Annotated in this window: 13 protein-coding genes; 4 read left to right on the top strand and 9 right to left on the bottom strand. The window is 67.7% G+C overall.

Translation table 11 applies throughout. The features are described 5' to 3' along the window. Position 1: 1 nt before the first annotated feature. Positions 2-697, bottom strand: coding sequence for a DUF3710 domain-containing protein (locus N1027_RS15580; RefSeq protein WP_259509048.1), 696 nt, complete (start codon positions 695-697; stop codon positions 2-4). After that, on the bottom strand, positions 694-1,152 hold the full coding sequence (gene dut, locus N1027_RS15585; protein ID WP_259509049.1) for a dUTP diphosphatase: 459 nt from the start codon (positions 1,150-1,152) through the stop codon (positions 694-696). The genes N1027_RS15580 and dut overlap by 4 nt, the downstream gene beginning before the upstream one ends. 39 nt (positions 1,153-1,191) lie before the next feature. On the opposite strand from dut, the gene N1027_RS15590 reads away from it, so the two are divergent. Continuing rightward, positions 1,192-1,641, top strand: coding sequence for a DUF3093 domain-containing protein (locus tag N1027_RS15590; RefSeq protein WP_259509050.1), 450 nt, complete (start codon positions 1,192-1,194; stop codon positions 1,639-1,641). Here N1027_RS15590 and N1027_RS15595 read toward each other — a convergent pair. Next, positions 1,638-1,931, bottom strand: coding sequence for a DUF4193 domain-containing protein (locus N1027_RS15595; protein WP_022897746.1), 294 nt, complete (start codon positions 1,929-1,931; stop codon positions 1,638-1,640). The two genes, N1027_RS15590 and N1027_RS15595, sit on opposite strands and share 4 nt — an antisense overlap. 201 nt (positions 1,932-2,132) lie before the next feature. Between N1027_RS15595 and sepH the strand changes: the two genes are divergently transcribed. After that, complete coding sequence (gene sepH, locus N1027_RS15600; RefSeq protein ID WP_259509051.1) at positions 2,133-3,341, top strand: septation protein SepH; 1,209 nt, start codon at positions 2,133-2,135, stop codon at positions 3,339-3,341. Positions 3,342-3,391: 50 nt separating this feature from the next. On the opposite strand, the gene N1027_RS15605 is transcribed toward sepH, so the two are convergent. After that, the gene (locus N1027_RS15605) at positions 3,392-4,543 is read right to left on the bottom strand and encodes an alkaline phosphatase family protein (protein ID WP_259509052.1); all 1,152 of its coding nucleotides are present in this window, start codon (positions 4,541-4,543) and stop codon (positions 3,392-3,394) included. A 99-nt stretch (positions 4,544-4,642) separates the two neighbouring features. Between N1027_RS15605 and N1027_RS15610 the strand changes: the two genes are divergently transcribed. Then, the gene (locus tag N1027_RS15610) at positions 4,643-7,120 is read left to right on the top strand and encodes a DNA gyrase/topoisomerase IV subunit A (RefSeq protein WP_259509053.1); all 2,478 of its coding nucleotides are present in this window, start codon (positions 4,643-4,645) and stop codon (positions 7,118-7,120) included. Positions 7,121-7,235: 115 nt separating this feature from the next. Here the strand turns inward: N1027_RS15610 and N1027_RS15615 are convergent, their stop codons facing one another. Further along, positions 7,236-7,469, bottom strand: a complete 234-nt coding sequence (locus N1027_RS15615) for a DUF7455 domain-containing protein (RefSeq protein WP_092552672.1) — start codon at positions 7,467-7,469, stop codon at positions 7,236-7,238. Positions 7,470-7,677: 208 nt separating this feature from the next. Here N1027_RS15615 and N1027_RS15620 point away from each other — a divergent pair, with 208 nt between their 5' ends. Next, positions 7,678-9,765 carry a DNA gyrase/topoisomerase IV subunit B gene (locus tag N1027_RS15620; protein WP_259509054.1) on the top strand — a complete coding sequence of 696 codons (2,088 nt, stop codon included), beginning with the start codon at positions 7,678-7,680 and terminating at the stop codon, positions 9,763-9,765. Between the two features lie 78 nt (positions 9,766-9,843). On the opposite strand, the gene N1027_RS15625 is transcribed toward N1027_RS15620, so the two are convergent. The 4 genes from N1027_RS15625 to N1027_RS15640 all read right to left on the bottom strand — a co-directional run bounded on the left by N1027_RS15625 (position 9,844) and on the right by N1027_RS15640 (position 14,687). Further along, on the bottom strand, positions 9,844-10,578 hold the full coding sequence (locus tag N1027_RS15625) for a type 1 glutamine amidotransferase (protein WP_259509055.1): 735 nt from the start codon (positions 10,576-10,578) through the stop codon (positions 9,844-9,846). Further along, entirely contained in the window at positions 10,575-11,864 is a 1,290-nt protein-coding gene (locus tag N1027_RS15630) for a MurT ligase domain-containing protein (protein WP_259509056.1), read from the bottom strand. Before N1027_RS15630 ends, N1027_RS15625 begins: the two co-directional genes overlap by 4 nt. A 4-nt stretch (positions 11,865-11,868) precedes the next feature. Further along, positions 11,869-13,170: an RNA polymerase sigma factor gene (locus N1027_RS15635; RefSeq protein WP_259509057.1), complete on the bottom strand. Its 1,302-nt coding sequence runs from the start codon at positions 13,168-13,170 to the stop codon at positions 11,869-11,871. Between the two features lie 200 nt (positions 13,171-13,370). Then, positions 13,371-14,687, bottom strand: a complete 1,317-nt coding sequence (locus tag N1027_RS15640) for an MFS transporter (protein WP_259509058.1) — start codon at positions 14,685-14,687, stop codon at positions 13,371-13,373. Positions 14,688-14,722: the final 35 nt, after the last annotated feature.

A 14,722-nucleotide genomic window follows, 5' to 3' on the forward strand; every position in this document is an offset into this window, starting at 1 on the left:
GTCAGGAGGCCGCAGGGGCGGAACCGCCCGAGGCCGCGGTCTTCGGAATAGTGAGCGGGATGAGGTCGCGCGGCGGCATGGGCTGGGAACCGCGCACCACGACGACGCTGCGGAACAGGTCTTCGAGTGCGGTCTGAGCTGCGGGGTTCGTGATCGCGTCGCCCGCGATCACGCCGCGCAGGAGCCAGCGCGGTCCGTCGACGCCGATGAAGCGGGCGATCCGAAGCCCCTGTGTGCCATCGGGCGCGGTGGCCGGCACACCGGCGACGAGCTCGGGCCCGAAGACGCCGATCTGCGCGGTGCTCTGGCCACCCTGCTTGAGGATCTGGTCTTCGATCTGCTCGCGGATCTCGTGCCAGAGCCCGGTCGACCGGGGCGCGGCGAAGGCCTGCACCTGCAAAGTGGATCCGGCGTAGTCGAGGCCGACCGCCACCACGCGGTTGGTGCCCTCCTCGACCTCCAGACGGAGGTGGAGCCCCTCGCGGGGAAGGATCTTCAGGCCGCCGAGGTCGACGTAGGGCCGGGCGGGGTTCGCCTCGGTGGCGTCGAAGGGTCCGTTCGTCTCACGATCTGCCGGTGCCGACTTGGCGTCGCGATCGGCGTCGGTGTCGGGGGCGTCGAGGGCGTCGGCTTCGGCGCTCACCTCGAGCTCGGAGTCGGGCTGCGCGTCGCCGGGGACGATTTCGTTGTCGCTCATGACTGGTTTCCGTTCGTAGGCGACGAGTATCCGGTGGAGCCGAAGCCGCCGTCGCCCCGATGGCTCCCGGGGAGCGTCTCGACGGGCACGAACACGGCTCGCGTCACCGGCATCACGATCAGTTGCGCGATTCTGTCGCCGACGGCGATATCGTACGGCACCTGGCTGTCGGTGTTCAGGAGGATGACCTTGATCTCGCCACGGTAGCCCGCATCGACCGTTCCGGGAGAGTTCACGACGGTGATGCCGTGCTTCGCGGCGAGGCCGCTCCGCGGCACCACGAACGCGACGAAGCCGTCGGGCAGGGCGATCGAGACGCCGGTGCCGACCATCCGCCGCTCCCCCGGCGCCAGGGTGAGGTCTTCGGAGGAGAGCAGATCGGCACCCGCGTCGCCTGGGTGCGCATAGTTGGGCACGTTCTGCGCGCTGATGAGGATCTCGATGGAAGAAGTCACGAGTCGAGGGTAGTGCAGAAAGGATGATCGAATAGGGGCATGTCGCACTATCGGGAGAGGCTCTCTCCTTCGCTCTGGGTCTTCGTGTCCGTCGCCCTCGTCGTGCCGGCGAGCATCATCGTCTTCGCCCCGCTGACCACGATCGACGGGTGGCTGGTCGGCACGGTGGTGGGCGTGGTGCTCTACCTCGCGCTGATCGGCACCCTCTGGGCGATGAGCCCGGTGCTGGAGGTGTCCCCCGGAACGGTGCGCGTCGGGCGCGCCACGATCCCGGCCGATCTTCTCGGCGAATGCACGGCTTACCGAGGCGACGACGCTCGGGATCAGCGCGGCCGCCTGGCGGATGCGCGCGCCTGGCTCTGCATCCGGGGCTGGATCGATCCGGTGGTGAAAATGCAAATCGCCGATCCGCAGGATCCGACACCCTACTGGCTGGTGTCGACCCGGCGTCCCGGCGATTTCATCGATGCGGTGACGGCGTCGCGCTAAGAGGCGCACTCCACGCAAATTGCCCCGAGCTTCTCCTCGTGATCGATCTGTGAGCGGTGCTTCACGAGGAAGCAGCTGATACACGTGAATTCGTCGGCCTGCGGAGGCAGGACGACCACGTCCAGATCGAGGTCGGAGAGGTCAGCGCCCGGCAGTTCGAAGCCGCCGGGGTTGTCGGCGTCATCGACATCTACGACGCCGGACATCTTGTCCGGAACTCGCTCCTTCAGCGCTTCGATCGAATCGGAATCGTCATCGGTCTTGCGCGGTGCGTCGTAATCAGTCGCCATGCCCATCCACTTCTTGAATACAGCCCATTAACGAAATCGGCGGCGTTAGTTTGCATCAAACGGGCGCGAATAGCAAACCGTCGCATGAGCAGTAATTACTCACGGCCCTTGCAACTTGCGGCACGCCCGGAACATTCCCGGATTCCGGGGCGTCTCCGTGGCATCCTGTCAGCGAACAGTGACCTCTGGAGGCCTTTCACCATGCAGGATTTGACGGTAATCGGAGTCGAGAACGGCGCGTTGCTCGTCTCGAGCGACGGCGGCGAACGTTTTCGGATCGTGATCGACGACGTCCTCCAATCGCGACTCCGTCAGGGCGTCGCTGCCCAGACCAGTGGCAAGAAAGTCTCGCCGCGCGAGATCCAGACCCACATCAGGGCCGGCCTCTCCGCCTTCGAGGTGGCCGAACTCACCGGTGCCTCGGTCGAATACGTCGAGCGCTTCGAAGGCCCCGTGGTCGCCGAGCGTCAGTTCATGGTCGACTCCGCCCTCCGCGTTCCCGTGCAGCCCACGACTCCCGCCGACCCGCTCGGCGAAGAACCGCTCTCCACGTTCGGCGACGCCCTCGAGGAGCGCCTCGAGGGGCTCGACGCGAAAGACATCCGCTGGGCGAGCTGGAAAGACGAGACCGGCTGGATCGTGAAACTCACGTTCAGCTCCCGCGAGATCGAGCACGACGCCCGCTGGCAGTTCGATCCCAAGCGGCACGCGCTGACCCCGCTGAACAACGAGGCGACCACGTTGTCGCGGCACGGCGAGTTGAGCGAAGGCCTCATCCCGCGGCTCCGTGCGGTGTCGACCCCGGCCGAGGGCGGCGACGCGCGCTTCGACAGCGGGTCGTTCTCACCGCTCGAACGGGTGCCGGCCACGTCGGCCGAACCCGACGCCGAATCGTCGTCCGATGCCGCGACGACGGATGCGCCCTCGAGCGATCCGGCACCGGTCACCGAGTCGGCAGCCTCGGCCTCCGGCTCCGCCGGCGCCACGTCGACGGCCGCACTGTTCTCGGCCGGCCGGCCGGCGAAGGAGGCGCAGCGCCCCTACGACGGCTTCGCGGTGAAGCGCGCGCCCGACACCTCCGACACGGCCGACCACAACCAGACCGCCGATCTGCTCGAGGCACTGCGACGTCGCCGTGGGGAGCGCGAGGCGGCAGCCTTCGAGCCCGCGCACGACGAAGAGCCGGTGTTCGGCGGGCCGCGCCCCGTGCCGATCGATCCCGTCGACACCCCGTTGGAGGGTCTCGAGGCCGAGATCATCGTGCCGCCGATCCCGCAGTCGGGTTCGTCCGCACCCTCCGTCTCGAGCGGATCATCGGGCAAGCAGCCGTCGGCCAAGCGTCAGCGCGCCGCGATGCCGAGCTGGGACGAGATCGTCTTCGGCGCGCGGTCGGACGACGATCCGGCCTAGCTCCTCGCAGCCCTGTGCGCGCGCTCAGCGCGTGAAGATCGGGAGGCGCATCACTGGGCCAGGCGGTACGCCCCTGCCCGCAGCAACGGCACCAGGGTCTCCTCAGGGGTCATGGAGCCGTGCTGGCCGATCATCGAGCGCCCGGTCTCGTCGCCCCCGCGCCCGTCGTAGTAGGCGACCAGCTTGCGGGCGGCCACGATCACGTCGCCGATCCTCGGCAAGACCTCGGGGTCGACCGGTCCGAACCATCCGGCGTCGATCGCCTCCTCGCGGGTGGCGATCCAGGCGCGCCGCCCCTCGCGGGCGCGCCAGGCTTCGGCGAGCCGCGTGCGCGCATCCGTCGTCGCGTCCGGGCCCAGGTAGAGCTGCAGGCACCGCGGATCGCCGCCCACCTTCACGACCCCGTCGACCAGCTCGGGCGTCGCGCCGAACAGAATGTGCCCGGTCGTCGGAACGTCGACCACACCGTGGTCGGCGGTGAGCAACAACCCCTCGCCTCGGCGGAGCGTCGACGTGAACCGGGCGTACTCGGCGTCGAGCAGTTCGAGTGTGGCGAGCCAGCGGCTGGACTGCCAGCCGCGCGAGTGAGCGAGCTGGTCGAGTTCGGGAACGTAGAGGTAGATGAGCCGGCGGCCGCCCTCGTCGAAGAGGCGGCGGGCGGCGGCGAAGCGCTCGGCGATCGAGCCGGCCGCCACGTAGTCGGCGCCGCGCAAGATGGCCTGGGTAAGACCGGAGCCCGCATACTTCGCCGGGCCGATGGTGTTCGAGGGCACCCCGGATGCGCGCAACCGCTCGAAGATCGTCGGCAGGCGTTGCCAGGTGGCCGGCGGCATCGCCTCCGACCAGCCGGAGAGCTGGTTGACCACGTCGCCGAGCTCCGGCACGAGCGCTGTGTAGCCCACGATCCCGTGTTCGCCGGGGCGACCACCCGTGGTCAGGGTGGCGAGGGCAGCGGCGGTCGTGGTGGGGAATCCGCTCGAGATGGTGGTGCGCTTGGTGAGGCCGGCGTTCAGAGCCCGGGCATGGCCCGAGCGCGCTCGGAGGACTGTGGAACCGAGCCCGTCCACCAGCACCACCACGACGCGCTCGGCCGCCGGCAGCTCCAGTCGGTTGGGCTGGCCGCCCAGCGACGAGACGCAACTCGGCAACACGTCGGCGAGCGTCGGCCCCTCGGCCGCCCGCGTCGGTAGCATGGTGGACATTCGGCCCAGTCTGGCACACGACCTCCGGTCGCGGCCCGATACCCTCCGCGCCGACCGGAATCATCCGGAACCACCCCGACACGCTCGAGAAACACAGGAATGACAGCAGCCACGAACGATCCCACTTCCACCGATTCTGGCACGGGCGCTGAGAAGATCCTCGATGTCGACGTCTCGACGGAGATGCAGGATTCGTTCCTCGAATACGCGTATTCGGTCATCTATTCGCGTGCCCTCCCCGATGCCCGTGACGGCCTGAAGCCCGTGCAGCGGCGCATCCTCTACATGATGAGCGACATGGGCCTGCGCCCCGACCGGGGACATGTGAAGAGCGCCCGGGTCGTGGGCGAGGTGATGGGCAAGCTCCACCCGCACGGCGACACCGCCATCTACGACGCCCTGGTTCGCCTGGCGCAGTCGTGGACGATGCGGGTTCCGCTGATCGACGGCCACGGCAACTTCGGTTCGCTCGACGACGGACCCGCCGCCTCCCGGTACACCGAGGCCCGCCTCGACCAGGTCGCGATGGCGATGGTGGAGGGGCTCGACGAAGACGTCATCGACTTCGTGCCCAACTACGACAACCAGCTCGTGCAGCCCGACGTGCTGCCGTCGGCCATTCCCAACCTCTTGGTGAACGGCGCGAGCGGCATCGCGGTCGGCATGGCCACCAACATGGCGCCGCACAACCTGATCGAAGTGGTGGCAGGCGCGCGCTACCTGATCGAGCATCCGGATGCCACGCTCGACGACCTGATGTCGTTCATCCCCGGCCCCGACCTCCCCGGAGGAGGCACGATCGTGGGCCTCGCCGGGGTGCGCGACGCCTACGAGACGGGCCGCGGCAGCTTCAAGACGCGCGCGAAGGTGTCGATCGAGACGCTGAGCGCCCGCAAGACCGGGCTCGTGGTGACCGAGTTGCCCTATCTCGTGGGGCCGGAGAAGGTGATCGCCAAGATCAAAGACGGCGTCACCTCGAAGAAGATCCAAGGCATCAGCGACGTCACCGACCTCACCGATCGCACGCACGGCCTCCGCCTCGTGATCGGCATCAAGACGGGATTCAACCCCGAAGCGGTGCTCGAGCAGCTGTTCAAGCTCACCCCGCTCGAAGACAGCTTCAACATCAACAACGTCGCGCTGGTCGACGGCGGCCCGCTCACGCTCGGGCTCCGCGATCTCCTGGTCGTCTACGTCAACCACCGCATCGACGTCGTGACACGGCGCACCCGCTACCGACTCGATCGGCGCCGCGAGCGCCTGCACCTGGTCGAGGGCCTGTTGATCGCCATCCTCGACATCGACGAGGTGATCCAGGTCATCCGCACCAGCGACGACACCGACCAGGCGCGTGTGCGACTGATCGACGTGTTCGAGCTGAGCGTGCTGCAGGCCGACTACATCCTCGAGCTTCGCCTGCGCCGACTCACGCGCTTCTCCCGCATCGAGTTGGAGGCCGAGCGCGACAAGCTGCGGGAGGAGATCGCGCAGCTCGAAGCCCTGCTCGCCGACCCGGCGCTTATCCGGGCCACCGTCTCGAACGAACTCGACGAGGTGGCCGAGAAGTTCGGCACACCCCGTCGCACCCTGCTCACCGAAGCGCGACCCTCGCTCGCCACCACCTCGAAGAAGGCGCAGCCCGTGCTCGAGGTGGCCGATGTGCCCTGCACCGTGTACCTCAGCACTACCGGGCGCGTCGTGCGCGTCGATCGCGAAGAGAGCGACGAAGAGCGAGGTGACGGGCCGGCCGTCAACATGCGACGCAGCAAGCACGACGCCATCCGCAGCCAGGTCGACACCACGCGCCGTTCAGAAGTTGGGGCGATCACCGACACCGGCCGGCTCATCCGGATGCCCGTGATGGACCTCCCGGCGGTGCCGGCGAACTCCGTGCAGCTCGGGGCCGGCGTGAAGGTGGGCGACTACCTCGCCATCGACTCCAAGCGCGAGAAGATCGTGGGCCTGGTCTCGTTGAGCTCAAGCGTGCCGATCGCTCTCGGCACCGCCCAGGGCGTCGTCAAACGGGTGACGGCCGGCGCCTACCCGCCTCGGCCCGACTTCGAGGTCATCGCGCTCAAGCCCGGCGATTCGGTCGTCGGCGTCGCGCAGCACGCCGAAGAAGACGAACTGGTCTTCATCACCTCGGATGCGCAGCTGCTGCGCTTCTTCCAGGCGAGCGTGCGGCCGCAGGGCGTGGCCGCGGGCGGCATGGCGGGCATCAACCTCGGCGCGGGTGCCACCGTCATCTGGTTCGGTTCGGTGCCCGATGGCGACGACGCCGTGGTGGTCACCGTCTCCGGCAGCACCTCGACCCTCGCGGGCACCGATGCGGGGTCGGGCAAGGTCTCCGATTTCGCCGAATTCCCGCCGAAGGGCCGGGCCACGGGCGGGGTGCGCGCGCACCGCTTCCTGAAGGGCGAAGACGTTCTGACGGCGGCCTGGGCGGGTCGCGCACCCGCGCTGGCCGTGGGAACAGACGGTTCCGCCCGCACCCTTCCGGATGTCGGCGCCAAGCGCGACGCATCGGGAGTGGCGCTGGGCGGCGTGGTGGGCTCGATCGGTGCGACTCGGATCTGACGCTCGCCAGGCTGCCCCCGGGCACCGGCCGCCCCCGGGCACGGGCCGCCTCCCGGGCAAACGAAAACGGCCCGCGCCGCGATCAGATCGCAGTGGGGGCCGTTTCGGAATCCGGTTAGGGGCGCTCGTTCAGCTTTGCTGACTCGTCGTGCCATCCGGTGGCCACCTGGGAGAGCTTCTCCTGGTACTTGCGCCCGTGGTGGGCACAGAACAGGAGTTCTCCACCCGAGGGCATGTCGACGCGGATGTAGGCCTGGGCCCCGCAGCTGTCACAACGGTCGGCCGCTGTGAGCTGATAGGCGTTCTCCAGGTCGGACACAGCGCTGGTCTCTGCTGCAACTGACTGCATCTTCGGCTCCTTAGCGTCTCGAACGTGAACTGGCTGGTAGAGCCATCAAAGCACTGTTATGTAACGGCCAAGCGACAATCGGCTGTGTTTCGCTGTGCGCGTACCGGGAATACGCGGAGGGTGTCGTGCGCAGGCGCTCCCCCTGCAGGCGGTTAGCCTTGGAGATCGGAACGCCCGTGCGTTCCCCGCGACACCCGAAGGAGACCCGGTGGCATCACCGTCCGACTACTCTGCCCGGCACCTGTCCGTTCTCGAAGGACTCGAGGCGGTTCGCAAACGGCCCGGCATGTACATCGGCTCCACCGACTCACGCGGTCTCATGCACTGCCTGTGGGAGATCATCGACAACTCGGTCGACGAGGCGCTCGGCGGCCATGGCACCGACATCGACGTGGTGCTGCACGACGACGGCAGCGTCGAGGTGCGCGACACCGCGCGCGGCATCCCGGTCGACATCGAGCCGAAGACCGGTCTCTCCGGTGTCGAGGTGGTCTTCACCAAACTGCACGCCGGCGGCAAGTTCGGCTCGGGTTCGTACGCCGCATCCGGCGGTCTGCACGGTGTGGGAGCATCCGTCGTCAACGCCCTCTCCGAGCGCCTCGACGTCGAGGTCGACCGCGACGGCAAGACCTGGGCGATGTCGTTCCACCGCGGCGAGCCCGGCGTCTTCGACGACAACGGCAGGCCGGTGAGCCCGGATGCACCCTTCACGCCCTTCGAGAAGAAGAGCGAACTGCGTGTGGTCGGCAAAGTCGCGCGCGGCAAGACCGGCACACGTGTTCGCTACTGGGCCGACCGCCAGATCTTCACGCGCGGTGCCGAGTTCCAGACCGACGAGCTGACCGTGCGCGCGCGACAGACGGCGTTCCTCGTGCCCGGACTGAAGCTCACCATCGACGACGAACGGGGTGAGGAGCCGCGTCACGAGTCGTTCCGCTTCGAGGGCGGCATCTCGGAGTTCGTGGAGCACCTCGCGCCCGACTCCCCCATCACCGACGTCTGGCGCATCCAGGGCACCGGAACCTTCACCGAGACCGTGCCGGTGCTCTCCGAGCACGGCGCCATGGTGCCCACGGAGCTCTCGCGCGAGTGCGCCGTCGACCTCGCGATGCGCTGGGGCATCGGCTACGACACCGAGTTCCGCAGTTTCGTCAACATCATCTCCACCCCGAAGGGCGGCACGCACCAGGCCGGATTCGAGGCAGGGCTTCTGAAGTTCCTGCGTCAGAGCGTCGAAGCCAACGCCCGCCGCCTCAAGGTGGGAAACGACAAGCTCGACAAAGAAGACGTGCTCGCCGGTCTCACCGCCGTGCTCACCGTGCGCCTGCCCGAACCGCAGTTCGAGGGTCAGACCAAGGAGGTGCTCGGCACCCCGGCCGTGCGCGCCATCGTGTCGCAGGTCGTCACGAAGGGGCTCGCCGACCGGTTCGCCTCGCCCAAGCGCGACGACAAGGCGCAGTCGGCACTCGTGCTCGACAAGGTCGTGGCCGAGATGAAGTCGCGCATCTCCGCGCGCGCTCACAAGGAGACCCAGCGCCGCAAGAACGCGCTCGAATCCTCGACGCTGCCGGCCAAGCTCGTCGACTGCCGCTCGTCCGACGTGGCGCAGAGCGAGTTGTTCATCGTGGAGGGCGACTCGGCCCTCGGCACAGCGAAGTTGGCGCGCAACAGCGAGTTCCAGGCACTGCTGCCGATCCGCGGCAAGATCCTCAACGTGCAGAAGGCCTCCATCGCCGACATGCTCTCGAATGCCGAGTGCGCCTCCATCATCCAGGTCATCGGCGCCGGCTCCGGCCGCTCCTTCGACCTGTCGGCGGCGCGCTACGGCAAGATCATCCTGATGAGCGACGCCGATGTCGACGGTGCGCACATTCGCACCCTCCTCCTCACCCTCTTCTTCCGGTACATGCGGCCGCTGATCGAAGACGGCCGGGTCTACGCCGCCGTGCCGCCGCTGCACCGGGTGGTGGCGATCAACCCGGGCTCGAAGCCGAACGAGACGATGTACACCTACTCCGAGGCCGAGTTGAACGCCGTGCTGGCCGCGCTGAAGAAGTCGGGCCGCAAGTACCAAGACCCGATCCAGCGCTACAAGGGTCTCGGCGAGATGGATGCCGACCAGCTCGCCTCCACCACGATGGACAAGCGCTACCGCACCCTGCGCCGGGTGGGCGTGGCTGATGCCGCGGTGGCGGAGAAGATGTTCGAGCTGCTCATGGGCGACGAGGTGGCACCGCGCAAGGAGTTCATCATCGCCGGCTCCGACAACATGTCGCGCGACCGCATCGACGTCTGATTGCTAGTTATTACGCAAATGATGAGGACCGACGCCCTCTATGGGGTCGGTCCTCTTCATTTGCATAATTTCTAGCTGCTACTCGCTGAGCGGGGCCGCCGCGATCGTTTCCCGAGCGTGGCGGGCCCGGTCGTCGACCACGCGCAGGGCCTCGGGGGCGGCGTCGACGTACGACAGGCCGCGGCGCGAGCGGGCGGTGTCGAGCAGGGAGTCGGCGAGGCCGGGGTTGTTGGCCAGCACGGGGCCGTGCAGGTGGGTGCCGAGGAGGTTGTCCTCCCAGAAGCCCTCCTCGCCGGGGGTCTCGGTGTTGCCGCGCCCGTAGACGACTCGGCCGAGCGTCGGATGCCCTCCCACGTCGACGAACGACCCGCGGTTCTCGAAGCCCACGACTGTGCCGAGCCGCGGTGACTCCACCACGAAGTCGCCGACCACCCGGGTTCCGCCGTGGCGGGTGGTGACCGGGAAGACGCCGGCGCCCTCGAGCACCTCGCCACCCTCGAGCGTCACGCTCTCGCCGAGCAGCTGGAAGCCGGCGCCGATCGCCAGGAACGGCACGCCGTCAGAAGCCAGAGCACGCAATTCGGCACCGATGCCGAGCACGAGCGGATGCGCGCGAACCTCGGCCGAGACGGGGCCGCTGCCCATGAACACGAGGTCCGCCTCGTCGAAGCGGAGCGGATCGCCCCCGTCGTAGCTGATGACCTCGACCGGCAGCTCTCGCCACTCCGATCGGAGCCGAAGGATCTCGACATTGCCGCTCTCGCCGTTCAGGCCGAGGAGGCGCGGGAAGAGGTGCAGGATGCGCAGAGTCACGCTTGTCCCCCGCCCTCGAGCTCCTTGAAGCCCAGGATCTTGCGGATCAGCATCATCTGCTCGTAATTCAAGATCATCACCTTGTGGCCGATCGCGGGAGCAGGCAGAGCGAGGAACGCCTTCAACGCGGCCTTGACGTCGAGGTCGACCGACCCGACGGGAATCCCGAGGTAACCCAGGCGCACGGCGAACTGCCAGGCCTTCGATCCCGTGATCCCGTCGACGTGGTCGAGCGCCGAGAAGTCGATGTCGTAGATCCACGACGGATCGGGCGTGCCTTCGTCGACGGCCATGAACACCTGCTCCGGGGCGCCCTCGAGCGAGTCGAGGTTGAGTTGCAGGCTCGCCGGGTTCTTCATCATGATGATCTCGATCTGCTCGCCCTCCACCTCGAGCAACTCGCCGCGGCCGTAGACCGTCTCGAGGGTGTCGAGGGCGCGCGTGACCAGCTCGGGCTTGAAGCGGTCGCCCAGCACGCTGCGTGCGGCAGCGGCGGCGCCGGCGGCATCGAGGGCGTAGTGCATGCCGCGGGCGGGCAGCTTCACGGAGACCAGGGTGCCGTCGATGTCGAGCGTCGCCCGGGCTCCCTCGAGCGCGACGACCTCGACCGCGGCCGGCCGCGACCCGGGTGCGACGGTGGAGTCACCGAAGCGGTCGGCCGACGCTACACCGTGACTCGCGGCATCCACCAGCGCGGGCACGCCGCCGAAGAACGACACGGCACGACCCTCGCGGGCCGGAATGCGGGCGTCGAGATCGACCAGGAAGTTGTCTTCGCGATTCAGCACCAGACCCTCGGTGGCAGAGGCGGCGACGCGACCGAGCATCCCGGCCACGCGATCGGGCTCGTGGTAGCGGTTCAGCTGGTCGATCTGGATGTTGAGCAGCAGCACCGTGCGCGGCTTCAGCAGTTCAGCGAGCCTGGTTCCGTAGCCCTCGTCGACCTCGAGGATCGCGATGTCGGAGTCGAGCCGACCGCCGAGCGACACCTCGGAGAGCAGCGCCGAGGCGATGCCCTGGGGAAGGTTGCCGCCCGAGGGGTTGGTGAACACCGTCAGACCGTGCTGCCGCATGATGGCGGCGAGCATGTTCGTGGTGGTCGATTTACCGTTCGATCCGGAGACCGCCACGACGCCGTCGGGAATCCGCGCGATGGTGCGTTCGAGGAATCCGGGGTCGATCTTCAGCGCGATGTTGCCGGGGATGGCCGAGCCGCCGCCGCGCAGGCGCGCGGCGACGCGGACGGCTCGCCCGACGAGAACGGCCGTGCTGGTGCGGAGCCCCACCGGCCTACTCGAGGTAGTCGCGCAGCGACTGCGACCGGGACGGGTGGCGGAGCTTCGCCATCGTCTTCGACTCGATCTGACGGATGCGCTCACGCGTCACACCGAAGGTGTCACCGATCTGGTCGAGGGTCTTGGGCATGCCGTCACCGAGTCCGAAGCGCATCCGGATGACGCCCGCCTCACGCTCGGAGAGCGAATCGAGGAGCGATTCCAGCTGCTTCTGCAGCATCGTGAAGCCCACCGCGTCGGCCGGAACGACCGCCTCGGTGTCTTCGATCAGGTCGCCGAACTCGCTGTCGCCATCTTCACCCAGCGGCGTGTGCAGCGAGATGGGCTCACGGCCGTACTTCTGCACCTCGACGACCTTTTCGGGCGTCATGTCGAGTTCGCGGCTCAGTTCTTCGGGCGTGGGCTCGCGACCCAGGTCTTGCAGCATCTGGCGCTGCACGCGGGCAAGCTTGTTGATGACCTCGACCATGTGCACCGGGATGCGGATGGTGCGCGCCTGGTCGGCCATCGCACGCGTGATGGCCTGACGGATCCACCAGGTCGCGTAGGTCGAGAACTTGAAGCCCTTGGTGTAGTCGAACTTCTCGACGGCACGGATGAGGCCCAGGTTGCCCTCCTGGATCAGGTCGAGGAACTGCATGCCACGACCCGTGTACCGCTTGGCGAGTGAGACCACGAGGCGCAGGTTCGCGCCGAGCAGGTGGCTCTTGGCCCGCTGGCCGTCTTTCGCCACCCACTGCAGCTCGCGCTTCAGCACCGGCGTCAGGTTCTCGGTGTTGGCCAGTTTGTCTTCGGCGAAGAGACCCGCCTCGATGCGCATGGCGAGCTCGACCTCTTCGGCCGCGTTCAAGAGCGCGACCTTTCCGATCTGCTTCAGGTAGTCCTTGACCGGGTCGGCCGTGGCGCCGGTGATCGTGCTCGAGTAGACGGGAACATCGTCTTCGTCGTCGACCAGCGAGAGCACGAGGGCACCGCTCGGCAGGGGCGCCTCGGCGGCCGCGGGCTTGGCGGTCTTGTCGTCGCCGTCGGCATCCGCATCGTCGGCGTCGTCGGCGACGACCTCGACGTCGTCGGCGGTCTCCTCGACAGCGTCGTCGACAACGGCCTCGTCATCGGGTTCGATGTCGTCGGAGTCGTCGTTGCTCTTCGCGGTCGCCTTGGCAGCCTTCTTGGGCGCGGCTTTGGCGGCGGTCTTCTTGGCCGGCGCGCGCTTGGCCGCTGGGCGCTGCGCTGCCGACTCGACCTCGTCAGGCGTCGTTGCCTTCTCGAGGATGTCTGCGGACTTGGGGGTGGCCATTACTTCACCTTTCATGCCACGCGACCGGGATGGGAGGTGCAAGATCCCTGGCAAGATTCCCGTCGTGTGAAGATGTTTTTGGACATTACTAAGACCCATGTCAAGTGCCGGGTTTTTGCAGCCGAAGGTGAAGCTGCATCCGTGCACAAGAACGGGTCTTGATTATCAATTATTGCATGGAATGACCGGTCGGAACGCCGTCAGGGCCCCCGGCGCCTCCATGCTCTGTACAGTGCAACCCAGATGGGGCCCACAGATATTCCCTCGTCCTCCTCGAGCTTGCGCCGCGTGCGCCGCCTGGCGCGTACGAACATGAGCACACCGACGCCGATCACGAGGTATTGAACCGTGAATGCACGACGGAATGCGTCGAGGTCGTAGAGGCTCGAACTCACCCCGGCATCGAACTGGAAGTCGAGCAGCACACCGATCAGGAACATGATCACGAAACTCGCGGTGAATCCACCGACGTTCACGATGCCGTTGGCCGATCCGAGCGAGCGGATGGGGTTGAATGAGCGGGCGAAGTCGAAGCCGATGAGCGACCCCGGTCCGCCGACGCCCATCGCGATCACGAGCACGATGACCAACCAGGTCGGCGGAACCCCGGGCCACAGCAGCAGCACGGCCCAGACGAGACCCAGGGTCGCGGTGATTCCGAGCACCAGATTCGACCGGCGCAGCGGGAAGCGCGCGGTCAGGAGGCCGAGGATCGGCCCGGCGATGAGCCCGGACACGACGATCAGCACGAGCATGAACGACGCGAAGCCCGGTTCGAAGCCGAGGGCCGACACCATGAACGGGAAGCCCCAGAACAGCGCGAACACGGTGCCTGAGGACTGCGTGATGTAGTGCGACCAGAACCCCAGCTGGGTGCCGGGGCGACGCACGGTCTGCGCCAGACCCTGCATCGCCTCCCGCACGGATGCGGCGCGAGCCGGCTCCGGCACGTGCGGCGGCCGGTTCGCCAGCAGCGTGACGCCGAGCACGAAACCCACGAAGGAGACCGCCGCCGCCGAGGAGAAGGCCACCGACCAGCCGGCCTGGTGCAAGATCCAGGCGAAGGGCAGAGCGGACAGGATCTGTCCGATCGCGCCGATGTTGCCCGTCCATTGCGAGAGCTGGGGCACCAGTCGCCCCTGGAACCACGAGTTGATCAAGCGGATCAGCGAGATGAAGACCGCGGCGTCGCCTGCACCCACCAGGATGCGCGCGACGATCGCGACGGAGATGGTGGGCGCGAACGCCAGGGTGACCTGGCCCACGACCATCACGGCGCTTCCGGTGCAGATCAACAGCTTCGGGCCCACCCGGTCGATCAGCAGCCCGATCGGGATCTGCAGCGACGCGTAGACGATGAGTTGAACCACCGCGAGGCTCGAGAGCAGGGCCGCGGTGGTGTCGAAGCGATCGGCCGCATCCACTCCGGCCACTCCGAGCGTGGTGCGCTGCAGCACCGCCGCCATGTAGGCGAACACGCCCACGGCGAAGACGAGCCAGGAGCGACGGGAGTTCACCGCCGTCAGCCTACTCGCGGAGAGCCGGGCTTTCG

Source organism: Herbiconiux aconitum (assembly GCF_024979235.1).
Taxonomy (GTDB): domain Bacteria; phylum Actinomycetota; class Actinomycetes; order Actinomycetales; family Microbacteriaceae; genus Herbiconiux; species Herbiconiux aconitum.